Here is a 26,582-nt window from a genome sequence, read left to right on the forward strand (position 1 = left end):
TCAGACCGCCTTTGCGGCATGTGCCGCCTGTTGCTGCTCCAGCAGGGCGAAACGCGCGTTCTCGATGCGTTCCACTTCCTCTGCCGGCACCCAGTAGTCGACGTCGTCGTCGAACGTGCGCGCGATGAAGCTGCCGATCATGCCGACCAGGCCGATGATCGCCATCCACCAGATGTGCCAGATCAAGCCGAAGCCCAGCACCACGCTGAAGGCACCGATCCAGACCCCGGCCGCGGTGTTGCGCGGCATGTGGATCGGTTCGTACTTGGCCGGACGCGTCCAGCCCTTGCCCTTGAGCTTGTCTTCCCAGAACTGGTCGCGGTCGTCGATGTGCGGCAGCACGGCGAAGTTGTAGAACGGCGGCGGCGAGGACGTGGCCCACTCCAGCGTGCGCCCGTCCCACGGGTCGCCGGTCAGGTCCAGGTTGTCCTTGCGCTTCCAGACGCTGTAGCCGATCTGCACCAGGTTCAGGAAGATGCCGATGCCGATGATCGCCGCGCCGGCCGCAGCCACCATCAGCCACGGCGCCCACTCCGGGTGGTTGTAGCTGTTCATGCGCCGGGTCATGCCCATGAAGCCGAGCACGTACAGCGGCATGAAGGCGATGAAGAAGCCGATGATCCAGCACCAGAACGAGGCCTTGCCCAGCGTCTCGTTGAGCTTGAAGCCGAACGCCTTCGGGAACCAGTAGGTCAGGCCGGCCAGGTAGCCGAACACCACGCCGCCGATGATCACGTTATGGAAGTGCGCGATCAGGAACAGGCTGTTGTGCAGCACGAAGTCCACCGCCGGGATCGCCAGCATCACCCCGGTCATGCCGCCGATGGTGAAGGTGATGATGAAGCCGATCGTCCACAGCACCGGCGCGGTCATGCGCACCCGGCCGCGGAACATGGTGAACAGCCAGTTGAAGATCTTCACCCCGGTGGGGATGGAGATGATCATCGTGGTGATGCCGAAGAACGCGTTGACGTTGGCGCCCGAGCCCATCGTGAAGAAGTGGTGCAGCCACACGATGAACGACAGCACGCCGATCGCCGAGGTCGCATACACCATCGAGGTGTAGCCGAACAGGCGCTTGCGGCTGAAGGTGGCGATCAGCTCGGAGAAGATGCCGAACGCCGGCAGGATCAGGATATAGACTTCCGGGTGGCCCCAGATCCAGATCAGGTTGACGTACATCATGGCGTTGCCGCCACCGTCGTTGGTGAAGAAGTGGGTGCCCAGGTAACGGTCGGCACCCAGCAGCGCCAGCGCCACGGTCAGGATCGGGAACGCGGCGATGATCAGGATGTTGGTGATCAGCGCGGTCCAGGTGAAGATCGGCATGCGCATCAGGGTCATGCCCGGCGTGCGCATGCGCATGATCGTCACGAAGAAGTTGATGCCGGTCAGCAATGTGCCTAGACCCGATATCTGCAAGGCCCAGATGTAGTAATCGACGCCGACCCCCGGACTGTATTCCAGCCCCGACAGCGGCGGATACGCCAGCCAGCCGGTCTGAGCGAATTCGCCCACGCCCAGCGAGATGTTGACCAGCGCCGCGCCGGCCACGAACAGCCAGAAGCTCAGCGAGTTCAGGAACGGGAACGCCACGTCGCGCGCGCCGATCTGCAGCGGCACGATCAGGTTCAGCAGGCCGGTCATGAACGGCATGGCCATGAAGAAGATCATGATCACGCCGTGCGCGGTGAAGATCTGGTCGTAGTGGTGCGGCGGGAAGATGCCCTCGTTGCCGCCGTGCGCGATCGCCTGCTGGGTGCGCATCATCGCCGCGTCGGCGAAGCCGCGCAGCAGCATGACCAGCGCCACCAGGATGTACATGACGCCGATGCGCTTGTGGTCGACCGAGGTGAACCACTCCTTCCAGAGATAGCCCCACAGCTTGTACTTGGTGACCGCCGCGACCACCAGCAGGCCGAGCAGGCCGGCGCCGCCGAGCGCCGCCATGATGATCGGCTCGTGGTACGGAACCGCCTCGAGCGTGAGTTTGCCTAGCATCACTTGTCTCCAGAAGTGCACATGGCGACCGGCTCAGCAGCCGATGCCGGATGGGCGTCGTGGCCTTCCATCTTGTGGCCCTTGCCCATCATGTATTTGTCGAGCAACGACTTGAACATGCCGTCCTGCACCGACGAGTAGTAGGTCACCGGGTACTGCGCCTTGTCGTTGCGGTTGGCCGCCAGGATCTGGAACTCGGCCTGGTCCAGCGCCTTCGGCGCGGCCTTGACCTTGGCCACCCAGGCGTCGAAGCCGGCCTGATCGGTGGCGTGCGCGGTGAAGCCCATCTTCGAGAAGCCGTGGCCGCTGTAGTTCGCCGACAGGCCGAAGTAGTCGCCCGGCTCGTTGGCGATCAGGTGCAGCTTGGTCTCCATGCCGGCCATCGCGTAGATCTGCGTGCCCAGGTGCGGGATGAAGAACGAGTTCATCACCGTGTCGGAGGTGATCTTGAAGTTCAGCGGCGTATCCACCGGGAACGCGATCTCGTTGACCGTGGCGATGCCCTGCTCCGGATAGATGAACATCCACTTCCAGTCCAGCGCCACCGCCTCGATGACGATCGGCTTGACCTTGGAGTCCAGCGGCTTGTACGGATCCAGCTCATGCGAGGAGCGCCAGGTCAGCACTGCCAGCACCAGGATGATCATGCACGGGATCGACCACACCACCACCTCGATCGCGGTGGAGTGCGACCAGTTCGGCTCGTAGCGGGCCTTGGTGTTGGACGCGCGGTAGCGCCAGGCGAAGGCCAGGGTCATCACGATGACCGGGACCACCACCAGCAGCATCAGCACCACCGAGGTGATCAGCAACGTCTTTTCGTCGTGGCCGATCTGCCCCTTGGGGTTGAGAATGGCCGCGTCGCACCCGGCCAGCAGCAGCGCGAGCAGGAGCAACAGACCGGAGCGCAGCGAGCGCCGGAGTTGTTTCAACGGAATCATCGAACGATCCAATTGCGTAGGGGATGCGGACCGCGCAACGGCAAACGGGAGCGGCCCGGGGGGCGTTTCCGCGTTTCCTGCGGCATCCTGGCCGGCATGCGCGATCGACCACGCATTTTATGCTGCCGTGCGGCATCTCCGAAAGCCATTGACAAGGCCGAGCGTGCGCACAGGCGTGTTTTTGCGTGCGACACATTGCCGCACCTGCGTGCGACGGATCGCCGCATGCGGCCCGCGACGCGCAGCCGGCGACGTCGATCTCGTTACAATTTGAGATGAAATCGGGCGCGACCGGCACCCGCGTCGGCACGGCATTCGTTCTTTCAACGAGGGGCGACCGTAGCGACCGGCCATGGCGTGAGCGCCGCAGGCCCCGGCCGCCCCTGCTCCAGCGCTACGGCCGCGCCGCCGCCTTCTTCTGCTTGATCTGCTCGATGTAGTTGTAGATGGTGAAGCGGCTGACCCCCAGCGCCGTGGCCACCTGTTCCACGCTGTTGCGGATCAGGAACAGGCCGCGATGCATCATCGCCTCCACCGCGTACATCTTCTCTTCCTTGTTCATCAGCGCCGGCGGCTTCATGAAGCGCTTGACCGCGTCGTCGATGATCTCCTGCATCATCGCCTCCAGCCCGACCTCGCCGGCGGGCGCCTCGCTGCGCGGCGGCTTCGCCTTCCGGTGCAGCATCTGCTCCAGCCAGCCATGGGCCATCTCGAACACGGTCATGTCGGCGTTGAGGCACAGCGCGGCCACCGGCTGGCCGGCGCCGTCGCGGAACAGCAGCGTGGCCGAGCGCAGGTGGCGGCCGGCGGCATTGGTGGTCTGGTACTCGTCGACGATCGCCCAGCTGATCGTGCCGGTGCCGGCCACGTCGCGGTAGAGCTCGCTGAAGCCGGCGTCCTCGCGCGGGCCGCTGAGGATCGGGTCGCCGAGGTTGCGCCCGGACACATGGCCATTGGCGATCGCCAGCACCGAGGCCCCGGGCGCGGACAGGTCGTGCAGCACCACTTCGATGTTCTCGCCGATCACCCCGCCGAGCAGCGCCACCACCGGCTTGAGCAGTTCGAACAGGTCGCGCACCTGCACGCCCGCGCCCAGCCCTTGCGCAGGCGCGGGAGCGTGCGCCGCCTTGCCGCGCTTGCGCTTGGCGGCGGGTGCCGTGCCCTTGTGCGGCGCCCCGCCCTGTTTCGCTATTGCCATCGAATCGTCCCGTCCTGAGCAGTGCTCGGCGAATGCGCACCGGCCATCTTGCCGGCTACGCCCGCGGGCGTCGAGACGGCAACGCAACGGCGCAGGTCCGCACAGGAACTATGTGACGCGCTCTTGACATACAAATTATTTTTGTATATCAACAAACTGTTGAAGCAACATTCAGCCCGCGGCGCCACCGGTTCCGCGGGCCGGTCAACCACCGTCGCGCCCTCGCATCGGGTGCGGCGCCACGCTCCAGGGGACAACCAAGCAGACCATGTCGACGTCCATGCCGTCCGTCAGATCGTGCTGTCGCGCCAACGCCTGGCTGCGTCCGTTCGCAGTTGCGTCGGCGCTGTGGCTGGCCGGCGTCGCCAACGCGGCGGCGGCGGTCCCGGCGCATGCCGACGTGCAGGTACGCTCGGCCGGCAGCGTCGCCGTCGAGGGCCATGGCACGTTGCGCTACGCGGCCGAGGCCGGGCTGCTGCCGATCCACGACGATCCGACCGGGCGGCTGATGGCGTCGGTGTTCTTCGTCGGCTACAGCGCCCCGGCCAGTGCCGGCGCGGTGCGGCCGCTCACCTTCCTGTGGAACGGCGGCCCCGGCTCCAATGCGGCACAGCTGCACATGGGCGTCGGCCCGCGCCGCCTGGACACCGCCGATCGCCTGCCGGACTGGACGCCGGCGCAGAGCGAGCGGCCGCTGGTCGAAAACGCCGACAGCTGGCTGGGCGCGAGCGATCTGGTGTTCGTCGATCCGCTGGGCACCGGCTACAGCCGCGCGGTCGAAGCCAAGGACCTGCCGACGCTCTACACCTCGCATGGCGATGCCGAAACGATCGCCGAAGCGATCCGGGTCTATCTCACCCGCCACGACGCCTGGGACCGCCCGCTGTACCTGGCCGGCGAGAGCTATGGCGTGACCCGCGCGATGCTGGTCGCCGCGGCGCTGCAGCGGCGCGGCATGCCGGTGCGCGGCGTGGTGCTGGTGTCCTACAACTTCGACCTGGGCACGCCGCCGGCGGCCTACCCGGAAGACGCGTTGAACGTGCCGCAGTTCACCGCCGCGGCGCACTACCATCATCGCCTCGACGCCACGCTGCAGGCGCTCGACGAAACGACCGCGGTGGCGCAGGCGCAGGCGTGGACGCAGCAGGACTACCTGCCGTTCCTGGCCGCCCCGGCGGCGCAGACGCCGGAGGCGCGGCGCCGGATCCTGGCCGCACTGGCGCGCTTCAGCGGCCTGCGCGCGCAGGACATCGATGCCAAGCAACTGACCATCTCCATCGCCGATTTCGCCGACCGCTTGCTCGCCGACCAGGGCCGTGAGCTGGGCCGCTACGACCTGCGCATGACCGCGCCGCGCCGTGCCAAGGACGCGCCGTGGATGCCGGGGATCGACCCGAGTCTGCTGCCGATGGCCGGCCTGATGAACGGCACCTCGCGCGTGTTCAACCGCTACCTGCGCCAGCAGCTCGGCTTCGAGAGCGACCTGCTGTATCGCGGCCCGTTCGGCAACGCCTTCCATCCGCTGCCGCGCTACGTCGACCAGAAGTCCGGCATGCCCGACGACTGGATGGCGCAACTGTGGGATTTCTCGCAGAAGCTTCCCGAAGGCGCCGACGCGCCGCTGCGCAAGGCGATGGACCAGGACCCGCAGCTGCGCGTGCTGAGCCTGCGCGGCCGCTACGACGGCTGGCCCTGCGAAAGCTCGGTGGAGACCACCCGCGCCGCCGGCCCGCGCTACGCCGCGCGGGTGACCAACCTGTGCCTGCAGGGCGGACACATGTGGTACTCCGAACGCGCCAGCCGTGCCCAGGGCCGCCGCGCGTTCGAAGCCTTCCTCGCCGCCTCTCCCTCTCTTCCCAGCACGGACTAGCCCATGCGCTCCGCGACCGCACGCCCCGGCCCTGTGCCGCCGAAGACCCGAGTGCTGCAGCCGCTGCTGGCGCTGGCCCTGGCGATGGCCTTGCCTGCCGGCACCGCGCACGCCGCGGAGCCGGGCTTCGTCGATCCAACCACGCTGGGCCCGGTGTCGTTGCCCTCGCCGGTCACCACCCTGCACCGCGGCGTGTTCAACGGCCAGCGCATCGCCTACGCCGCGACGGTGGAAACCTATGCCACTACCGACGCCGACGGGCGCCCGGCGGCACGCCTGGTCTCCACCGCCTACGTCGCCACGTCCGCCGCCAGCGCGCGGCCGCTGCTCTTCGCCTTCAACGGCGGCCCGATCGCCGCCAGCACGCCGCTGCATTTCGGCCTGCTCGGCCCGCAGCGGCTGGCCGTGCCCGACGACCTGCATGCCGACGCCGCCGGCTTCAAGCTGGTGGACAACCGCTATTCGCCGCTGGACGCGGCCGACATCGTCATCTTCGATCCGGCCAGCACCGGCTACAGCCGCGTCGCCGAGGGCGTGGCGCCAGCCAGCCAGTTCTCCACCCGCGCCGATGCGCGCCAGCTCGCGCAACTGGTCGCGGCATGGCTGGACCGGCACGGCCGGCGCGGCTCGCCGGTGTACCTGCTGGGCGAAAGCTACGGCACCTTGCGCGCGCCGGAAGCGGCCACGCAACTGCAGGCCGCCGGCATCGCGGTGGACGGCATCGTCCTGCTCGGCCAGGCCGCCAACATCCTCGAATACGCACAGCGCCGCGACAACATCGTCAGCTACGCGGTGTCGCTGCCGACCCTGGCCGCGCTCGGCTGGTACCACGGCAAGGTCGAGCGCAAGGGCCGCAGCCTGGCGCAGTTCGTCGACGACGCCTCCGCCTACGGCCGCGAGCGCTACCTGAGCACCCTGTTCCTCGGCAACCGCGCCAGCGCGCAGCAGCGCGAGGAAGTGGCGCAGGCGCTGCAGGGCTTCACCGGCCTGTCGGCGGAGGCCTGGCTCAAGGCCGATCTGAAACTGTCCAAGGTCGCCTACGCGCGCCAGCTGTTCCCGGGCCGGATCCTGGCGTCCAGCGATGGCCGCTACCTGCTCGATGCGCAGGGCAATTCCGGCAGCGTGCCCGACTACAACGCCGCCGCCGAGCGCTACTACCGGCAGGTGCTGAAGGTCCCCGCGCAGGCGGGCCACTACTCCACCGCGATGCCGACCTCCAGCGACTTCAACGCCTGGGACTGGGACGCGAACAAATCGCCGTTCGGCGACTACCCGTGGGTCGGGCAACTGCGCGAGCTGCTGGCGGCCAATCCGACGTGCCGGCTGCTGGTCGGCAACGGCTACTACGACAGCCAGACCACGATCGGCGCGATGGATTATCTCGCCGCGCAGTCGGGGTTTCCGATGCAGCAGGTCCGCACCCGCTACTACGAGGGCGGACACATGATGTACACGGTCGAGCGCACCGCCGCCGGCCTCGCCGACGACATCCGCCAGATGGTCCGCCGCACCTGGTGACATGACATTCCGCAGTCCCCGCAGCACCCGTGGTTCGCGCTCCACCCATCCCGCCCACCGCCCGCCAGACGAGTCCCGCCCATGTCATCCGTAGCCCGCCGCAACCGTCTCTCCCAGTTCATTTCGCGCGCCCTGTGCTGCCCGGCCAGCGCGCTCCTGCTGCTGCCGTCCATCGCGCTCGCCCAACAGGACGACGGCGCCACCGCGGCCAAGCAGCTGGACACCATCACCGTGACCGCGCAGAAGCGCAGCGAGCGGTTGCAGGACGTGCCGATGTCGATCCAGGTGCTCAACACCGAGAAGATGAGCAGCGAAGGCAGCTACAAGCTGGCCGACTACTTCGCGCAGTTGCCGGGCCTGTCCTACATCCAGTCGCCGATGAGCAGCAACATCGTGCTGCGCGGCATCGCCACCGACTCCGGCCTCGGCAGCCGCCCGACCTCGGGCATCGTCATCGACGACGTGCCTTACGGTTCGGCGCTCAGCACCGGTGCCATCCCCGACCTGGACCCGTCCGACCTGCAGCAGATCGAAGTGCTGCGCGGCCCGCAGGGCACGCTGTACGGCGCCAGCAGCATGGGCGGCCTGATCAAGTACGTGATGACCGATCCGGACACCAGCGCGACCTTCGGCCGCGTCGAGGCCGGCGGCTCCACGGCCGCGCACGGCGGTTCCGGCTACAACGCGCGCACCTCGGTGAACCTGCCGTTCTCCGACCGCTTCGCGCTGCGGGTCAGCCTGTTCCAGCGCCAGGACCCGGCCTTCGTGCACAACACCAACAGCGACGACGAGAACGACAGCCAGGTGCGCGGCGGCCGCGTCTCGGCGCTGTGGAACGTCAGCGATACGGTGACCGTGCGTTCCTCGGCGCTGTTCCAGGACACCGAGACCGGCTCCAGCTCGGTGGTCGACACCGATCCCGAGCTGCATCCGCTGTACGGCCAGTACAGCCACGACCGCATCAACGGCGGCGACACCTTCAAGGGCCAGGTGCGCTTCTACACCACCAAGGTCAGCTGGGATCTGGGCTGGGCGATGCTGGACAGCATCAGCGGCTACGCCCAGCACCGCAGCCGGGCCTACCAGGACGTGGGCTACACCACCATCGGCCGGCTCGCGCCGGTGTTCGCCGGCATCTTCGGCCTGGACAGCGACAACCCCAGTTCGCTGATCGACAACCGCTACAACACCGACCGCACCACCCAGGAAGTGCGCCTGGTCTCGCAGGGCGAGCATGCGCTGGACTGGCAGGTCGGCGCGTTCTACAGCGACGAGGAAGCCAAGAGCACGCAGAACTTCTACATCGCCGACAAGTCCAGCGGCACCATCTACCGCGACTTCCCGCTGCTGGTCTCGCTGGGCGACAGCACCTACCGCGAGAAGGCGGTGTACGCCGACGGCACCTATCACTTCACCCCGCAGTTCGACATCCAGGTCGGCGCCCGCTACGCGCGCAACAGCCTGCGCGAGAACAGCGACACCGGCGGCCTGCTGCAGGACCCGACCCAGAGCTTCGACAGCAACAAGGACAGCGCCACCACCTACCTGTTCTCGCCGCGCTACCGCTTCAACGACGAGCTGATGACCTACCTGCGCGTGGCCTCCGGCTACCGCGCCGGCGGCAGCAACGGCACCCTGGTGGCCAACGTCCCGTTCTCCTACGACTCCGACAGCCTGTGGAGCTACGAGCTGGGCCTGAAGACCCAGTTGCTGGACCACTCGCTGAGCCTGGACGCGGCGCTGTTCTACATCGACTGGAGCGACCTGCAGATCTCGCAGGTCGAGCCGACCCTGGGCAGTAGCTACACCACCAACGCCGGCAAGGCCACCAGCCAGGGCCTGGAACTGTCGGTCAACTGGGTGCCGTCGGCCGACTGGAAGGTCACCGCCAGCTACGCCTACACCGACGCCACCCTGGCACAGGACATCCCCGGCTACACCGAGGGGTCCTCCGCCTACGGCAAGGACGGCAATCGCCTGCCGTACTCGGCGCGCAACAGCGCCTCGGCCTCGCTCAAGCGCTATTTCCCGCTGGGCGGCAACCTGGAAGGCTTCGCCGGCGCGGACGTGGCCTACATGGGCGATCGCGACATGGAGTTCACCACCTCGGTCAGCATCCCGCGCATCCACCTGCCCAGCTACACCACCGTCGGCCTCAACGCCGGCGTGCAGGGCCAGGCCTGGAGCGCCACGCTGTACGTGCGCAACCTCACCGACGAGGTCGGCTACATCAACGCCAACCGCCGCGGCTCGCTGGCCAGTTCGACGCTCGGCGCCACGCTGATCCAGCCGCGCACGGTCGGCCTGACCCTGGCCTGGGACTATTGATGCGCCTCGCCGGCCGCCGCACGGCGACCGGCCCTTCCTCCTGTTGCGGAATTCCCCGATGAAATGGATCCACGGCCTGGCCCTGCTGCTGTGCACGGCGCTGCCGTTCGCCGCAGTCGCCGACGACGCGGCACCGCTGCCGCGACCGACCCTGCTGTCCAGCCCGCAGCAGGCCCGCATCGGCGAGCAGCGGCTGCGCTATCGGGTCAGCTTCGACCAACTCGACTTCGCCGCCGCGGACGGCGCCCGCGTCGCCTCGATCAGCGCCATCGGCTATCTGGCCGAGCGCACCGATGCCGGTACGCGGCCGGTGCTGTTCGCCTTCAACGGCGGGCCTGGCGCATCGTCGGTATTGCAGGTGGAAGGCCTCGGCCCGCGGCTGCGCGTGCGCAACGGCAAACGGCAGACGCTGATCGCCAATCCGCACAGCATTCTCGATGCCGCCGACCTGGTGTTCATCGACCCGCCCGGCACCGGCTTCAGCCAGGCCCCGGCCGATGCCGGCGCACGCGCGCGCTACTGGTCCGACCACGGCGACGCCAAGGCCGTGGAGGCGATGATCCGCCACTGGCTGAAGACGCACGGGCGCGAACACGCGCCGCTGTACATCGCCGGCGAAAGCTACGGCGGCTACCGGCTCGCCCTGCTCGCCGCGGACATCGCCGACCTGCGTCCGGCCGGCGTGCTGCTGGTCGCGCCGCTGCTCGACGCCACCAGCGGCGACGACAGCCCCGGCAACGACCTGCGCGCGATGTTCGACCTGCCCTCGCTGATCGTCGCCGCCGCCGCCCACGGCAAGGGCGAACTGGCCGGGCAACCGGTCGCAAGCGTCTATGCGCAGGCGCGTACGTTCGCGCTCGGCGACTACGCACAGGCCCTGTTGCAGGGCAGCGCCTTGCCCGCCGACGCACGCAGCCGCATCGCCGCGCGCCTGGCCGCGCTGCTGGGCCTGCCGGCGCAAGCGCTGCTGGCGGCCGACCTGCGTCCGGACGTGGAAACCTTCCGGCTCGGCGTGCTCGCCGCCGACGGCCGGCAGATCGGCCGGCTCGACAGCCGCATCGCCGCGCCGCTGCCGGCGCCGCACGCGGCCGACAACGGCCGGCCCTCGGCCGCCAACGATCCGGCGCTCGGCCTGGGCCGCAGCAACCAGATCACCTCCACGGTGATGGCCGACTACCTGCACGGCCTGTTCGGCACTGCGTTGCCGCGCGACTACGTCAGCCTGGACATCGACATCGCCATGGCCTGGCGCTTCGCCGCCGACGATGGCGCCGGCCCGCGCCCGTTCGGCAGCGCGCTGCGCTTCAATCCCACCCCGAACCTGGCGCGGCTGGCACAGGCCAATCCCGGCTTCCATGTGCTGGCGCTCAACGGCTATTACGACCTGGCCGTGCCCGCGCTCGGCCCCTGGTACGCGCTGCACCACAGCGCCCTGGATCCGGCGCGCATCGATTTTCGCCTACTGCCCGGCGGCCATGCGGTGTTCGCGGAAGACGCATTGCGCCCGCAGTTGCACAGCCTGCTGAAGGACTTCCTGCAATGACCCGCACGCTGCCGCTGTCCGCCGCCCTCGCCCTCGCCCTCGCCTGCACGTTCGCCGGCCACGCCGCGAGCGCCGCCACCGCGCCGCAATCGCTGGTGCTGATCGCCAACGGCGAGAACGTCGGCTACCTGAAGGCCACAGCCGACGGCGACACCTACGAAGTCGATTACCACGTCGACAACAACGGCCGCGGCCCCAAGCACCACGAGACGATCGTGCTCGGCGAGCACGCGCTGCCGTTGGCCTGGTCGGTCGCCGGCACCTCGCTGATGGGCGGCCAGATCGCCGAGCGCTACCAGTGGCGCGACGGCGTCGCCGAATGGAGCAGCCAGGCCGACAGCGGCCGCCGGCCGCAGCCGCGGCCGGCGCTGTACATCACCAACGACAGCAGTCCGTGGGCGATGTGGACCTACGCCAAGGCCTTGCTGGCCGCGCCCGAGCACGCCCTGGACGTGCTGCCCAGCGGCCGCATGCAACTGGAACTGGTCGGCACGCTGGCGCTGCAAGGCCAGGCCGGGGCGCCGCCGCTGCAGGCGCGGCTGCTGCGGCTGTCCGGCCTGGACCTGGAACCGCACTACCTCGCCGTCGATGCCGACGACGCCCTGCTGGCCGACATCGACGACGACGCCGTGGCGATCCGCGACGGCTACCAGGCGCAGGTGGCGACCATCGCCGACGCGGTGAAGGCGCAGCAGTTCGCGCATGCGCAGGCATTGCAGCGCCAACTCGCGCATCCGCTGACGCGCGGCCTGTGGCTGCGCAACGTGCATGTGTTCGATCCGGTCAACGGACTGCGCAGCGACGCGGTGAACCTGCATGTCGCCGACGGGCACATCGTCTCGATGGACGCGCGCTGGCAGCCGGCGCCCGGCGACAGCGTCTACGACGGCAACGGCGGCACGGTGATCCCCGGCCTGCACGACATGCATTCGCACAGCACCCTGTCCTCCGGACTGTGGTACCTGGCCGCGGGCGTCACCAACACCCGCGACATGGGCAACGACAAAGCCTTCCTGCTCGACCTGACCGCGCGCATCGAACGCGGCGAGATCGCCGGCCCGCGCATCGTGCGCAATGGCTTCCTGGAAGGCCGCAGCGCGTACTCGGCGCGCAACGGCTTCGTCGTCGATACGCTGGACGACGCACTGAAAGACGTCGCCTGGTACAAGGCCCACGGCTACTGGCAGATCAAGCTCTACAACTCGATGAACCCGGCATGGGTGGCGCCGATCGCCGATCGCGCGCATGCGTTGGGCATGGGCGTCACCGGGCACATCCCGGCCTTCACCAACGCCGACGCGATGATCGCCGCCGGCTACGACGAGATCACCCACATCAACCAGCTGATGCTGGGCTGGGTGCTGTCTCCCGAGGAAGACACGCGCACGCCGCTGCGGCTGACCGCGATGAAGCGCGTGGCCGCGCTCGACCTCGACGCGCCGAACGTGCGCCACACGCTGCAGCTGATGCGCCAGCGCGACATCGCCCTGGACACCACCGACGTGATTCTGGAGCGGCTGATGCTCAGCCGCGCCGGCAGCGTGCTGCCCGCCGATGCGCCGTACCTGTCGCACATGCCGATCGCCTACCAGCGCTATCGCCAACGCACCTTCGTCCCCGACCTCAACGCGCAGACCGATGCGCAATACCGCCAGGCGCTGGACAAGACCCTGCAACTGATCGGCCGCCTGCACCGCCAGGGCACCGTGCTGCTGCCCGGCACCGACGACACCACCGGTTTCACCGTGCACCGCGAACTGGAACTGTACGTCGCCGCCGGGCTGACCCCGCAGCAGGCGCTGCGCGCCGGCACCTGGCAGAGCGAGCAGCATTTCGGCCGCACCGACCGGCTCGGCAGCGTGCATCCGGGCAAGCAGGCCGACTTCGTGCTGCTGCCCGGCGATCCGACCACCGACATCGCCGCGATCCGCCAGCCCGCGCTGGTGGTGAAGGACCAGTCCCTGTACCTGCCCGCCGAGATCTACCGCGTCCTGGGCGTGGCCCCGTTCGCGCCGGCCCCAAAGAAACTTCAATGAGCCCGATCCCCCATCCCATGCAGACCCCGCACGTCCCTCCCTCCGACACCGTGAGCGCGCGCCTGCGTGCGCTCGGCATGACCCTGCCGCCGCCGCTGCGCGTGCCCGACGGGGTGATCCTGCCGTTCGCGCCGGTGCACGTGATCGGCACCCGCGTGCTGATCTCCGGCCACGGCCCGCAACACGCCGACGGCAGCATGGCCGGCGGCGTCGGCCGCGTCGGCGACGAGTTGGACGAAGCCCAGGGCTATGCCGCCGCGCGCGCCACCGCCCTGTCGATGCTGGCCAGCCTGGAACGCAGCCTGGGCAGCCTGGAGCGGATCAAGCGCTGGGTGCGCGTGTTCGGCATGGTCCGCTGCGCGCCCGGCTTCCAGCGCCTGCCGAACGTGATCAACGGCTGCTCGGATTTGCTGCTGGCGCTGTGGGGGCCGGAACTGGGCCAACATGCACGCAGCGCGGTCGGCATGGCCGAGCTTCCGTTCGGCATCCCGGTCGAGATCGAAGCCGAAGCCGAACTGCATTGAACTGACCCTCGCCTGCCGGAACGCCACCATGGACACGCGCTCGCCCCGTTTCGATCCCACCCGCCGGCACTTGCTGGCGGCCGCCGGCGCGCTGCCGCTGTCCGCCGCGCTGTCCGGCCTCGCCGGCAATGCCGCCGCGGCCACAGCCACTGCGTCCACCCCCGCACGCGGCCTGCAAGGCCTCAACCAGGCCTTCGAGATCGCCGGCTGCTATCTCAACGGCGCCTACATGCATCCGGTCAGCCGCGCCGCCGCGCAGGCGCAACGCGGCTTCCTCGATGCGCGGCTGATGAACGCCGGGGCCGACAAGGTCGACATGGGCGGCGACCGCGCGCGCGCGATGGCCGCGCTGGGCCGGCTGCTGCATGCGGACCGCGACGAACTGGCGTGGATTCCCAGCACCATGTTCGGCGAGAACCTGGTACTCAACGGCTTGGGCATCCCGCACAGCCGCCAGCGCGTGGTCACCGACGCCTACCATTTCAACGGCTCGCTGTTCATGTACATGGAACTGGCCAAGCGCGGCCTCGACGTGCAGGTGGTGCGCCCGCACGACAACCGCATCCGCCTGGAGGATCTGGACAAGGCGATCACCCCCGGCACGCGCCTGGTCGCGCTGACCCTGGTGTCCAGCGTCAACGGTTTCCAGCACGACCTCAAGCCGGTCTGCGACCTCGCCCACAGCCGCGGCGCGCTGGTCTACGCCGACCTGATCCAGGCCGCCGGCAACACCCCGATCGACCTGCACGGCAGCGGCGTGGATTTCGCCGCCAGCTCCACCTACAAATGGCTGATGGGCGACTTCGGCCTGGGCGTGATGTATGCGCGCCGCGCCAGCCAGGACGCGTTGCGGCAGATGGTGTGGGGCTACCGCCAGGAAGGCGAAACGGTCTCGCACATCCTGCCGTTCGACCCGCCCGGCGAGCCGCCGCTGGAGACGCAGGCGATCGGCGGCCTGGCCGGCAAGATCGAGGTCGGCACGCTCAACAATTCCGCCGCCGCCGCGCTGGCGACGTCGCTGGAACTGATCGAGCGCATCGGCGTGGACGCGATCCAGAAATGGCGGCAACCGCTGCTGGCGCGCCTGCACGCCGCGATCCCGCGGCTCGGCTTCGACGCGATGACCCCGCCCGATTCCAGCTCCGCGCTGGTGTCCTTCGCCCAGCGCGACGTCGGCAAGCGATTGGCGCCGAAGCTGAAGGCCGCCGGCGTCGAAGTCACCCTGTACCGCAACTACTTCCGCGTGTCGCCGTCGTTCTACAACGGCAGCGACGATGTCGAACGCCTGATCGAGGCCCTGTCATGAAGCGACTCCCATTGCTATTGCTGTGCACGCTGCTGCCTTGGACCGCACAGGCCGCGCCGGCAGCGTTGCACCACTACGGCACCGCGCCCGGCGCGCCGTTCTCGGCCGCGGTGCGTGCCGGCGACACGCTCTACGTCTCCGGCCAGATCGGCAGCGCCGCGCCGGGCGGATTGCCCGAGGATTTCAGCGCCCAGGCCAACAACGCGCTGGACAACGTCGCCAGCGCCCTGGCCCTGGCCGGCGCCGGCATGGACGACGTCGCCAAGTGCACGGTGATGCTGACCGACATGGCGCAATGGCCCGCGTTCAACGCCCTGTACGTGCGCCGTTTCAAACCCGGCCACCTGCCCGCACGCAGCGCCATCGGCGCCAACGCCCTGGCGCTGGGCGCCAAGGTGGAAATCGAATGCATCGCCTACCTGCCCCAGGCCACACCATGACCGCACGCATCTCCCGCTGGCTCCCCCTCGCCCTGCTCCTGGCGCCGGCCTGCGCCGCGCTCGCCGCCGAACCGCCGACAGCCCCGGTCCAGCTCGACGTGGTGCTCACACCCAAGGCCGACGCCGGCCGGATCGGCGCGCTGCAGGTGCACCTGCACCTGCCCGCGCCCAAGGTCGCCGCAGGCGCGCCGCTGCTGCGCATGCCGGTGGAACTGGTGTCCACGCCGACCGCCGCCTACAGCGCCGAACAGATCCAGGTGCGCGACGCACGCGGCGCCCTGCCGCTGCGCGCGGTCGACGAAGCGCCCGACCCGTCCGGCAAGTACCGCAACTACCTCGCCACCCGCGCCAGCGTCGGCGACGTCGACGTGGACTACGCCACGCCGCCGCGCAAGGTCGATGCCGACACCCGCAACGGCCCGCTGTTCGACCTGCGCGCGCAGGACGGCGGCCTGATGGGCGCCGGCGTCTACTTCATGGCGTTGCCGCCGGGCGAGGCGCCACGCCGGATCCATCTGCGCTGGGACCTGAGCGCGCTGCCGGCCGGTGCGCGCGGCGTGTGGAGCGTCGGCGAAGGCGAGCAGCGCACCACCGCGCCGACCGACCTGCTGCGCTTCTCCTACTACGCCGTCGGCGCGATGCACCGGGTGCCGGAAAACGACGACGACGTCTTCCATTTCTACTGGATGGACACCCCGCCGTTCGACGCGCAACTGCTGGCCAAGCAGACCGGGCAGCTGTACCGCTACATGGCGCGCTTCTTCGGCGACGACGGCTCGGACTATCGCGCCTTCGCCCGCCGCAATCCGTATCCAGCGGGCGGCGGCACCGGCCTGGCGCACTCTTTCATGTTCGGCTACGGGCCGCAGGGCCAGACCATCGCCGAGGGCCCGCAGGCGCTGCTGGCGCACGAGATGGCCCACACCTGGCCCAAGCTCGACGGCGAAGAGCACGCGCTCACCGCCTGGTACACCGAAGGCACCGCCGAGTTCTACTCGCTGCTGCTGTCGCTGCGCGCCGGCGTGTACGACAAGGACGCCTTCCTGCAGGCGATCAACCACCGCGCCGACGGCTACTACGACAACCCGTTCCGCGCGCTCGACAACAGCGCCGCCGGCGAACGTTTCTGGAAGGACGCGCGCGCCCAGCGCGTGCCGTACGGCCGCGGCTTCATGTACCTGGTGAGCGTCGATGCGCAGTTGCGCCAGCACGGCCGGCAGGCGCATTCGGTGGACGACCTGGTGCTGGAAGTGCTGAAGCGCCAGCGCGCCGGCGAGACCATCGGCGTACCCGAATGGCGCGCGATGGTGGTGCGCGAACTCGGCGCCGGCGCCGGCAGCGAGTTCGACGCGATGGTCGCCGGCAAGCTGATCGTGCCGCCCGCGCCGGCGTACGGCTGCTACCGCGTGGTGCCGGCGCCGCACCAGCCGTTCGAACTCGGCTTCGATCGCATGCGCATGGGCGTGGTCAAGAACCTGCTGCCCGAGTCCGCCGCCGCCCGTGCCGGGGTGCAGGAAAACGACCGCATCGTCGAGTACACCCCGCTGGAACAGGCGATGGCCGACAAGCACACGCACATGCAGCTGAAACTGGAGCGCGACGGCAAGCCGGTGCAGATCGACTACCTGCCGCGCAGCGCGCGCGTGGACGCCTGGCGCTTCGCCGTCGATCCGGCGCTGGCCGCCCGCTGTTCGCCCTGATCCCCACCTGCCGCGACCCTTGCCGATGAAGATGCCACGCCAACGCTGCCTGTTCCTCGCCCTCGCCGCGGCCGCGTCTCCGGCCCTGGCCGCGACCGATGCGCCCTACGCGATCACCATCCATGCGCAGGCGGACGCCGCCGGCAGCAGGATCGAGGCGCTGCTGGTGGACGAAGCCATCCCGCTGCCGGCCACGCCGGCCGGCACCACCGTGCTGGCGATGCCGCACGTGACCAGCAACGTGCCCACCATCGCCGCCAGCGTCGGCGAACTGGCCGCGCGCGACGATCAAGGCGCCGTGCAGTTGAGCTATCGCGACCAGGGCGAAGGCCCGACCCGGCAGCGCGAGTGGTACGCCGACCGCGCTGTCGCCGGCACCCTGCGCTTTTCCTATCGCGCGGCGATGACCGAAGCGCTGGCCGCGCGCGGCGCCGCGCCGCCGATCGAACTGCGCAGCGAGGAAGGCGCCTTCTCCGGCGCCGGCGCCACCTTCCTGCTGCATCCGACCAGCGGCCGGCACGACATCGAGCTGCACTGGGACCTGTCCGCACTGGGCGCCGGCGCGCATGCCGTGAGCAGCCTGCAGGACCGCAATGCGCGCGACGTCGGCATGGAAGCGCTGGACAGCAGCTACTTCATGGCCGGCAAGATCGGCCTGTACCCGCAGGCGCCCGACGCCACCGGCTTCTTCTCCGCCTGGCAGGGCAACACCCCGTTCGACGCGCAAAAACTGCTGGCGTGGACCCAACAACTGCGTCAGCACTACCAGGCCTTCTTCGCCGTGCCGGCCACGCCCTACGGCGTGTTCCTGCGCCGCAACCGGGTCAACCCCGGCGGCGGCATGGGCATGTACAACTCCTTCATCGTCACCTACGACGACGACCGCGGCAACGACCCGGAACAGCTGGAACTGACCCTCGCCCACGAGATGTTCCACACCTTCCAGCCGCACATGAGTTCGCAGTACGACGGCGAGACGCTCGCCGATGCCTGGTTCAACGAAGGCACGGCGGTGTTCTACCAGGCGCGCCTGCCGTTCCGCTACGGCATGATCGACGCCGATACGTTCCTGAAAGACCTCAACTTCACTGCCGCCCGCTATTACACCAACCTCCTCGGCAACGCCCCCAACAGCGAAGTGTCCACGAAGTTCTGGCAGGACACCCGCATCCGCACCCTGCCCTACGACCGCGGCTTCCTGTACTTCGTCACCGTGGACGACGCGATGCGCAAAGCGAGCGGCGGCCGCAAATCGCTGGACGACCTGATCCTGGCGATGCTGCACCGCCGACAAGGCGACAAGCCGCTCGGCATCGCCGACTGGGAAGCGCTGCTGCGCGACAACCTCGGCGAGGACGCGGTGCGCCAACTGCACGCCATGCTCGACGGCGCCGCACCGCTCCCGGCCAGCGACGCCTTCGGCCCCTGCTTCGAACGCATCTCGCAGCCCATGCGCCGCTACGAACTCGGCTTCGCCCCCGCCGTGCTGACCGAATCCCCGCGCATCGTCCGCGACCTGATCCCCAGCTCGGCCGCCGCCAAGGCTGGCGTTCGCAACGGCGATGAAATCACCCGCCCGGTTGGCCAGGACCAGCTGCAGGGCGAACAGGACGGCATCCTCACCCTGCAGTTGCAGCGCGACGGCAAGGCATTGACGGTCTCGTACAAGCCGCGCGGCGAGACCGTGGCGACGTGGCAGTGGTGGCGCAAGCCACGCAGCGCGCAAAGCGCCTGCTCGCTGCCCGCCACCGCGCCTGCGCATAACCAATCGACTCCAGCTCGAGGGCGGGAAATACGCCTGACACAGCTCTAGCCGCTGGCGCGGGCGGGGTGCACCTCACGCACGGGTGTTGCCTCGGCCTCAAATGGTCTGTGCAATCAGCACCGAGGCCATCCTGTGCATCGGTCGGTGCCACCAAGACAAGCTAACGACAGGAGCATGCGATGGACTTGTGAGAAGTCTCAAGTTCTTTGAAGACTTCGCCTACGAAGGAGGTCGCCAACCTCCTATGCATCCGGTATGGGTATTGTCATTAGTCTCGAGACATACCCGTCGATGCCTTCTGAAAACCAAGAGTCTTTCGCAAAACGCTCGGACTCAAGCCTCGGCACGACAGTCTTGTGATCGCCCCTCCCCCAAAATACCTGGTCGCCAGAGTCGGCACGACCAATAGCAATACAATTGCTATTCTGACTTAGTGCAACGAGCCTGACCTGTTCAAAATTCATCGAGTCAATCGCGCAAACAACGTTCCAATCTCCCCAACCCAACATCAGTCTCACGGGATCCAAGTCAGCCGGCCCCGCAGTCATTCCCGCACGCATCTGGATCAAATCAAGCGTTATGGATACCGAGCTTGCGAGTGCAAGTTGCTCCAGACTTGGCAACAAGCCATCAGAGTTATCGATAGACGCCTTAACCAAGCCTTGCCGACTAAGAGCAGCCATAACCTCATTCTGTGCAGTTGGTCGAAACAACGGACCAGTGCGATCTGCCTGATCTCCTGCGCGAACCGCTAGCGCATCTCTCCAAAACGCTGGAGGCTTTCCTATCAGTACGATCAAGTCTCCACTAGTAGCTCCCCGCCGAGTTAACGGCAGTCGATCAACACACAAGCCAAGGGCAGTCCCAGTCGCCGAGAGGATCTCGGCCTCCTTGAGATTACCACCCAAGTATCGAATTTTATGAGCCCTACACGCATCCCTAATACCCTCAACTAAACGTCCAAATGCATGGACATCCCAGGCTGAAGGACACTCTAGAGCAGCGAGGAAGCCAATTGGATCACAGCCGGATGCCGCAAGATCAGACGCATTTATAACAACGAGAAGCCACCCAACCCAATACTTGTCGTCGTCGCCACCAATCACATAAGCAGCGGGAACTGGCACTGGATCCGTCGTCAGCACAGCGATGCCTGCATCGACACGCACTTGAGCGCAGTCATCACCCAACCCAGCCACGAGCGGAGAAAGAAACCTCCGAATAATTTCCCGCTCGCCAATATCTCGAAGTGTGATCATCTAACCTTCCGATACACAGCAATCTGCTCAGAAAGAATACTCGGATTCTGCCTTCTCTGCTCGGAAACCACGCGCTCAACGAGATGCACAACATGGAAACCTATCCCTTCCATGGCATCATGCAACTGTGCAATATATCCACGCCTAGAGCGTGATTCACCAACCACCAAGCAGCAGAAACCACCGTACACCAACTTCTCGCGACAAGCATCCATTACGCCAACAAGTTCATCCATGTAACTCTCATAAGCATCTTTACGATGCCTCTTGCTCCGCGCCCCAATCTCCTTGAGGCGCACATTCTCCACATCTGCACCCATCCATTCGGCTGTAAGTCTCTGCGCCTTAGCGTAGTCGCTGACTCCGAAGTACGGCGGAGACGTTACAACAAGATTCACCGATCCTTTCAAACGTGCCAACTCGACGAGCGCATCACCATTTATTACTTGAGCCGGCCGTAAACGCTCGCCCGGCCTGATATAAAGCTCTCTAGCGGCATATGCTCGCTCGATCATCGAAAGAGAACGATGAAACTCAGCCAAGACGTCAGCCCGCCGGCTGGACAAGGGCATAGTGTTGTCGCATATGTAACCCCAATGCCTAGTCTCCCGACAGACTCTAATAAGAATCGAAGAGAAAGCCAAACATCCAAGCTTACTGGAATCGCCGCGCAAGCCACTCAACAGAGCCCAAAGCGCACTCAGCTGCCGCCCAACTTCAGGCATGTACCACTTTTCCATCTGCACTGTGGCGGGATAAATCAATGGCATACTCTTGCGCGGCCGCAACAAATCCCCTTCTAGCTGGACACGCGCTAAATCAGCCAACTCCTGAAGTGTTCTTTTAATTAGAGGCTGCCGCTTCGGAATAGTCTTTGCCGAAGCGATCATCGCCGCGACTGGATTAATCTCGACGCCGACCCCCCGCCTCTTCAGGCGCTGGGCCTCAACCAATGTCGTCCCCGAGCCCAGAAAAGGATCAAGCACCACATCGCCATCATCAGACAACAAGCTAATCAAGCCCGCTGGTATCTGAGAGACGAACCTACAGGGGTGCCAGTGGAGCGCCGAAAACTCGGACTCGCTGCGAGCCCCCACAAAATCCCAATTTATGTCCCGCAATCTAGAAACTGAAGCTACTCTGGCTTTCATCAAGAATCTCGCGCTCAATAGAAACTCGCAACACCTGGCTTTCGTCGATCTCCAACTCGTTCAGAAATCGTCTTACCGCATTAATTCGCGCACCTTTCTGCAGGCTTCCAGAAAGAAGGAATGCATAAACTACAATCCCACTTGAATCTTCACCAATACTCCAACTACTTAGTGAATCATGCGTATTAAACACCATTCTCCTGCCAAATGTCCTCTTATCTTTCTGAAAAAACGGCAATATATCAGACTTTATATCAGAAGACAGGGACTTACAAACATGGCCATATATCTCACGTCTACTCAATACATCGAGAACCGTCCCTGACTGCACATGAATGCAATAAGCGAGTACAGGAAGCTGACCAAAGAAAGAATCAAGCAAGCGCTTGTCAACGAATTTGCTTGCCGCCATCTTCGCTAACAGCTGTTCATCGGTCAGCGACCAGTCGTCCTCTGAGACTTCGGACGAGCTCATCACCTGACCCACAGCTCTAGACAGCAGAGCCTGAGACGCGACCGTCATCGCATCAAAAAACAGCACTTCGTAGACACGCCTTCGCACTGCGAGCCATTCTAAAACGTCGACCGACCACTCTCTTGATAGCACCAAGCACCCAGTCCTCGTAACATCCAGTTGGGATGCGAGCCGCGAAGAAAATCCCTTATCGAATGTAAATCCAAGAGCCCACGCCATTCTGGCAACGTTATCGAGATTGTCGAAATCAAGGGTTCCGAATAAAAGAACAGACAATGGATGGCGCTTAGAAAGGATATCTAGCACCAAACCTTGATCTATACCATTTCGCGCAAGAATCTTTAAGAATCCGACACCTCTATTCGCGAACACTGCGTGAGCCGCATTGGAGGAAACACTCTGTCCGAGGAGCACGTCGCTAGCGACTCTCTCATGATTCCACCCAATCTCTTCTGCGAGCAGAGTCTCGAAAAGGTGACCAAAGGGCGGGGTTCCCACATCATGGACCAGAACACACGCAAGAAGAGCCCTTCGCTCTTCCTCGTCAAAGCCTGCCAACCGCGCAGTCGCACAGATGTGCAATACGCCCATCGTATGTGAAAAGCGGCGAAGATCACCTAGCGTCGCGGTTGTTGGCGCAGTTGTATTGAGAAGTCGAACACTGCCTAGCCGCCTAACTTCAGGGGCGAGCGCGAGGGCCTCGATGTACTTCGGTACGTCGAATGCACCATAAAGAGGATCAAAGACCCTCATGACCTTCGCCAGACCAAGCTGATTGAGTTAGATGTTATCCACCCGAGAATAATAAGAAGCACCGCAGCTCCACCCTTCGCGATGGGAACATCTGGTGCAAACGCGGAGAGGAATGTCCCAAGGCAGACAGAAATTGCAGGGAACCACTTATCAAAAAACTTGTTTTTACGCTTCTTGAAAAGAATCAGGATTACGCGCAGTCCTTTTTGCGAGCTGAATTGGAGCGAGCTACCCGCAATGAGAATCGAAGCCCAAGCCTGATTTAGTGAAGACGCCCGGGCGCCCTCGCCAACAATATAAAGACCATTTCGCGACACCATTGACTTCGCTACCGCGTTTGCCAGATCGAGACCCACCAGAGAGGCCAATGTCTTTTGCTTACACTGAAGGGACGCAATACCAGCCAGCAGATTCACAGGAGCAATCACATACTCGCGACCGTGAAGAAGGCGCTTCTTCACGCGCCACTTGTAGTCATAGAAGTGAACAGCTAGGTAATCCCCCTCCTGCATGAGATCCCGCCACGCCGCAGATTTCAGGATGCGGTAGAACTCACCCATATCATTTTGGCGATTCACCACTACAGCCAATGTGTGTATAACTGCATCCAGTTTTGATTTCCCCGCGCCAGACATTGGCAGCGGCGACTGATTACTAGCCCACCTCACCGAAACATCACACACTCCACTCGAGCCTGGCGCCCTCAATGAGAGACCCAGCACGACCATGGACGAAGCAAGTGTCTTGCCAATCTCGTCGTGCTCACCACCACTAACCCACCACTCGCCCCAGGATCCGTTAGGCAGCTGACGGGCGATCAGGTCGCGTCGGATATCATCCGCAAATCTCCCAAATTGTGCACCAGCCATTCGAATTGCCATGAGGACCAACGCCAAGCGCACGTTCTGAGAGAAAAGCTTCAGCTGCTCACTCTCGCCTTGCCTGTATAAATTCCATTCATTTTCCAGCTCTTTGACGGCCTGATTGTCCACGGGAAGGCCCACCTGACCATTTGCGAGCGCACTAACGATGATGCCCGCAGATGTTCCATAGGGCCCTATCTGCGTATGCTCTCTATCTCCATCAATGAATTGCCCCCATCCTCGCCCAACTTTTCCGGCAACGCTCGACTCGGAGAATCGGCTGGATAGCAAATCTAATGCATGCCTGGCACTGCCCTCACTCATGGCGCATTTCCCATTCTTGCCGTAGCTCTTCAGCGTACCTAAGAGCGTCTTGGCGATTTGGATATTCCCTCCAAGACGCAAGCTCTGGCCTTTTAATCGAACTAGCTACCATTCTTCTTAGGAGCTGACGCGGAGCCCCACTTGGTCCCGAGCAAATATCCCACGAGTACTCATTCTGAGAGAAAAGAAAGTACTCGTCAGGACCGGCGGCTCTTAGAGAATCACTCCATGCGGAATGTTTTGTAGTGACCCCAAAGTTAGATAACAATTCAGGACTCTGCTCAGGAACATTTGGAAATACGAGAAGATGCGCATGATAGCAGTGCCTATCCGCAACCAAAGTCTCGACGCAAAGCGGAACTCGCCCATGTTCTCCGACGGCGACCTCCATCCCCATCCGTCGGAACATCGCACGTATTTCCAATAGAAGCGGGAACAGTGAATTGCCGCCATCTAAATGATCGTCAGCCCAAGACGGGACATGCCCGTGCGCAGCTATAATCGTATAGTAGGGAACAATCGGGCCGAGTCCGCATAGGGCATAAGCAGCCCCCTTTCTCGCAAACACAAGATCCTCAGGCGGCGCGCACAAGAAGCACCCGTCTGCTACGCTCGTTGTCGTCGGGTCCATTTCCACAACCACTAAGCCCCCCCCGGGCGATAGAGATTTTCGCTGTAACTGATGCCACAGAACGGCAACCATCCAATTAGCATTCTAGGCACCTCGCGTTCCTTGTAACAAGCTGGGTCGTGCTAGCGCTTACATCACTCCGGATAGCGAGGTCAATTTACCTCTCTACCGCTCAAGCTGTCTCCTCTCAGCCACCCAAGCCCAGTTCAGCTAGCGCTTGTACTCAGTGCATCTATACCCTAGTTCGCTTCGGCGCGCACGGGCTAGCGTTCCGAGTCCGCCCTGAGACTTAGATCCCGTGATGCGAATCGTCCCTACCTGAGTCGATTAGGGGGCTGGCGCGTGAGCGAGCACCTGCACGCACATCCTTTTATATCAATAAGATGTGTCGACCATCCCTCCCGATAAGCACCATATAGCCGATAAGGCCAGTCCTACAAGCGGGCCTGAATCTGCGATTTCTTAGCGTCTAATTTTCTGCAGAATCCGCCTCATGATCACCAATAGGCCGCGTGAACTTCTTGAATACCACCTTTGAGCCCGGATTGGTACACGCAAAATTTCGTGTAAACAGCTCGGCCTAAAGAGCGCTGCGGTAGTCACGCAAGGCTAGGACTAGAGATGCATTACTGCCCGCTATTTCGCCACTATCATCTCTACGTTAGACCCGGGCTAAGCTCGGCTTAGAGCTAGTGAGCATTTACCTAAGTTGTTGTGAAGCCAGGCGATTAGAACCAACCTATGCCTTCCGCGCGGAGACGGACCATCGCAGCTAGCAGCAAGAAGCGCGGCTCCAGCGACCAATTCACTTCTAGTCCTTGGCCATCAGTGGGGTCCAAAGACATTGCCTAACAAAAAACCCCGACCAAGGCCGGGGTTCTTCGCTGCATCTGGTGCCGGAAATAGGAATCGAACCTACGACCTACGCATTACGAATGCGCCGCTCTACCAACTGAGCTATTCCGGCTGAACCGCCAATTCTAGGGGGGTGCCGGCCGCTGGTCAATTGACCAGGCGCAGGCGCAGTTCCTTGGGCAGGGCGAACACCATCGACTCCGGTTCGCCGGCCAGTTCGCCGACGCCGTCGGCGCCCAGCTCGCGCAGCCGCGCGATGACCCCGTCCACCAGCACCTGCGGCGCCGAGGCGCCGGCGGTCAGGCCGATGCGGCGCTTGCCGGCGACCCAGGCCGGGTCGATCTCGTCGGCGCCGTCGATCAGGTAGGACTCCACCCCGTCGCGCCGCGCCAGCTCGCTGAGCCGGTTGGAATTGGAGCTGTTCGGCGAGCCGACCACCAGCACCAGGTCGCACTGCCTGGCCAGGTCGCGCACCGCGTCCTGGCGGTTCTGGGTGGCGTAGCAGATGTCGTCGTTCTTCGGCCCCTGCATCGCCGGGTAGCGCGCGCGCAGCGCGTCGATGATGCCGCGGGTGTCGTCCACCGACAGCGTGGTCTGGGTGGTGTAGGCCAGGTTCTCCGGCTGCTGGATGTGCAGCGTGGCGACCTGTTCGATGTCCTCGACCAGGTAGATGCGCCCGGCGCCGCGTTCGCGGTTCCACTGGCCCATCGTGCCCTCCACCTCGGGGTGGCCGGCGTGGCCGATCAGCACCACGTCGCGGCCGGCGCGGCAGTGCCGGGCCACCTCGAAATGGACCTTGGTGACCAGCGGGCAGGTCGCGTCGAACACCTTCAGCCCGCGCCGCTCGGCCTCCTGGCGCACCGCCTGGGACACGCCATGGGCGCTGAAGATGACCGTGTTGCCGTCGGGCACCTCGTCCAGTTCCTCGACGAAGATCGCGCCGCGCTGCTTCAGGTCGTCGACCACGAAGCGGTTGTGCACCACCTCGTGGCGCACGTAGATCGGCGCGCCCAGGGTCTCGATGGCGCGTTTGACGATCTCGATCGCACGGTCGACGCCGGCGCAGAAACCACGGGGATTGGCGAGCAGGACGTCCATGCG

Annotated in this window: 18 protein-coding genes and 1 tRNA gene; 10 read left to right on the plus strand and 9 right to left on the minus strand. The window is 65.2% G+C overall.

Features of this window, described 5'->3' with window-relative positions; genetic code table 11:
* The 3 genes from cyoB to JR064_RS12160 all read right to left on the minus strand — a co-directional run bounded on the left by cyoB (position 1) and on the right by JR064_RS12160 (position 4,140).
* Entirely contained in the window at positions 1–2,001 is a 2,001-nt protein-coding gene (cyoB, locus tag JR064_RS12150) for a cytochrome o ubiquinol oxidase subunit I (protein WP_179570813.1), read from the minus strand.
* Positions 2,001–2,942: a ubiquinol oxidase subunit II gene (gene cyoA / locus JR064_RS12155; protein ID WP_206229877.1), complete on the minus strand. Its 942-nt coding sequence runs from the start codon at positions 2,940–2,942 to the stop codon at positions 2,001–2,003. The genes cyoB and cyoA overlap by 1 nt, the downstream gene beginning before the upstream one ends.
* A gap of 394 nt (positions 2,943–3,336) precedes the next feature.
* Positions 3,337–4,140 carry a helix-turn-helix transcriptional regulator gene (locus tag JR064_RS12160; protein WP_206229878.1) on the minus strand — a complete coding sequence of 268 codons (804 nt, stop codon included), beginning with the start codon at positions 4,138–4,140 and terminating at the stop codon, positions 3,337–3,339.
* 280 nt (positions 4,141–4,420) lie between these two features.
* Between JR064_RS12160 and JR064_RS12165 the strand changes: the two genes are divergently transcribed.
* From JR064_RS12165 to JR064_RS12210, 10 genes are all read left to right on the plus strand, one after another.
* Positions 4,421–6,010: a S10 family serine carboxypeptidase-like protein gene (locus JR064_RS12165; RefSeq protein WP_206229879.1), complete on the plus strand. Its 1,590-nt coding sequence runs from the start codon at positions 4,421–4,423 to the stop codon at positions 6,008–6,010.
* Between the two features lie 3 nt (positions 6,011–6,013).
* A complete protein-coding gene (locus JR064_RS12170; protein ID WP_206229880.1) occupies positions 6,014–7,528 on the plus strand; it encodes a S10 family peptidase in 1,515 nt (504 codons plus the stop codon).
* A gap of 81 nt (positions 7,529–7,609) precedes the next feature.
* Positions 7,610–9,856: a TonB-dependent receptor gene (locus JR064_RS12175; protein ID WP_206229881.1), complete on the plus strand. Its 2,247-nt coding sequence runs from the start codon at positions 7,610–7,612 to the stop codon at positions 9,854–9,856.
* A gap of 58 nt (positions 9,857–9,914) precedes the next feature.
* Entirely contained in the window at positions 9,915–11,399 is a 1,485-nt protein-coding gene (locus JR064_RS12180; protein WP_206229882.1) for a S10 family serine carboxypeptidase-like protein, read from the plus strand.
* Positions 11,396–13,435 carry an amidohydrolase family protein gene (locus JR064_RS12185; RefSeq protein ID WP_206229883.1) on the plus strand — a complete coding sequence of 680 codons (2,040 nt, stop codon included), beginning with the start codon at positions 11,396–11,398 and terminating at the stop codon, positions 13,433–13,435. Before JR064_RS12180 ends, JR064_RS12185 begins: the two co-directional genes overlap by 4 nt.
* The gene (locus tag JR064_RS12190) at positions 13,432–13,959 is read left to right on the plus strand and encodes a RidA family protein (protein WP_206229884.1); all 528 of its coding nucleotides are present in this window, start codon (positions 13,432–13,434) and stop codon (positions 13,957–13,959) included. The genes JR064_RS12185 and JR064_RS12190 overlap by 4 nt, the downstream gene beginning before the upstream one ends.
* Positions 13,960–13,987: 28 nt before the next feature.
* Entirely contained in the window at positions 13,988–15,265 is a 1,278-nt protein-coding gene (locus tag JR064_RS12195) for an aminotransferase class V-fold PLP-dependent enzyme (RefSeq protein ID WP_206229885.1), read from the plus strand.
* Positions 15,262–15,705, plus strand: coding sequence for a RidA family protein (locus JR064_RS12200; protein ID WP_179570805.1), 444 nt, complete (start codon positions 15,262–15,264; stop codon positions 15,703–15,705). The genes JR064_RS12195 and JR064_RS12200 overlap by 4 nt, the downstream gene beginning before the upstream one ends.
* Positions 15,702–17,405: a M61 family metallopeptidase gene (locus tag JR064_RS12205; RefSeq protein WP_206229886.1), complete on the plus strand. Its 1,704-nt coding sequence runs from the start codon at positions 15,702–15,704 to the stop codon at positions 17,403–17,405. The genes JR064_RS12200 and JR064_RS12205 overlap by 4 nt, the downstream gene beginning before the upstream one ends.
* A gap of 25 nt (positions 17,406–17,430) precedes the next feature.
* On the plus strand, positions 17,431–19,218 hold the full coding sequence (locus JR064_RS12210; RefSeq protein WP_206229887.1) for a M61 family metallopeptidase: 1,788 nt from the start codon (positions 17,431–17,433) through the stop codon (positions 19,216–19,218).
* Positions 19,219–19,412: 194 nt separating this feature from the next.
* On the opposite strand, the gene JR064_RS12215 is transcribed toward JR064_RS12210, so the two are convergent.
* The 6 genes from JR064_RS12215 to ispH all read right to left on the minus strand — a co-directional run bounded on the left by JR064_RS12215 (position 19,413) and on the right by ispH (position 26,579).
* Positions 19,413–20,429 carry a thiamine-phosphate kinase gene (locus tag JR064_RS12215; RefSeq protein ID WP_206229888.1) on the minus strand — a complete coding sequence of 339 codons (1,017 nt, stop codon included), beginning with the start codon at positions 20,427–20,429 and terminating at the stop codon, positions 19,413–19,415.
* Positions 20,426–21,580, minus strand: a complete 1,155-nt coding sequence (locus JR064_RS12220; RefSeq protein ID WP_206229889.1) for a DNA methyltransferase — start codon at positions 21,578–21,580, stop codon at positions 20,426–20,428. The genes JR064_RS12215 and JR064_RS12220 overlap by 4 nt, the downstream gene beginning before the upstream one ends.
* A complete protein-coding gene (locus JR064_RS12225; protein ID WP_206229890.1) occupies positions 21,552–22,808 on the minus strand; it encodes an HD domain-containing protein in 1,257 nt (418 codons plus the stop codon). The genes JR064_RS12220 and JR064_RS12225 overlap by 29 nt, the downstream gene beginning before the upstream one ends.
* Positions 22,805–23,995 (minus strand): hypothetical protein, encoded by a 1,191-nt coding sequence (locus JR064_RS12230; RefSeq protein WP_206229891.1) that lies wholly within the window; start codon positions 23,993–23,995, stop codon positions 22,805–22,807. The genes JR064_RS12225 and JR064_RS12230 overlap by 4 nt, the downstream gene beginning before the upstream one ends.
* A 1,522-nt stretch (positions 23,996–25,517) precedes the next feature.
* Positions 25,518–25,593, minus strand: a tRNA-Thr gene (locus tag JR064_RS12235).
* A 35-nt stretch (positions 25,594–25,628) separates the two neighbouring features.
* Positions 25,629–26,579: a 4-hydroxy-3-methylbut-2-enyl diphosphate reductase gene (gene ispH, locus JR064_RS12240; protein ID WP_206229892.1), complete on the minus strand. Its 951-nt coding sequence runs from the start codon at positions 26,577–26,579 to the stop codon at positions 25,629–25,631.
* Positions 26,580–26,582: the final 3 nt, after the last annotated feature.

This window comes from Xanthomonas bonasiae, from assembly GCF_017163705.1.
GTDB classification, from domain to species: domain Bacteria; phylum Pseudomonadota; class Gammaproteobacteria; order Xanthomonadales; family Xanthomonadaceae; genus Xanthomonas_A; species Xanthomonas_A bonasiae.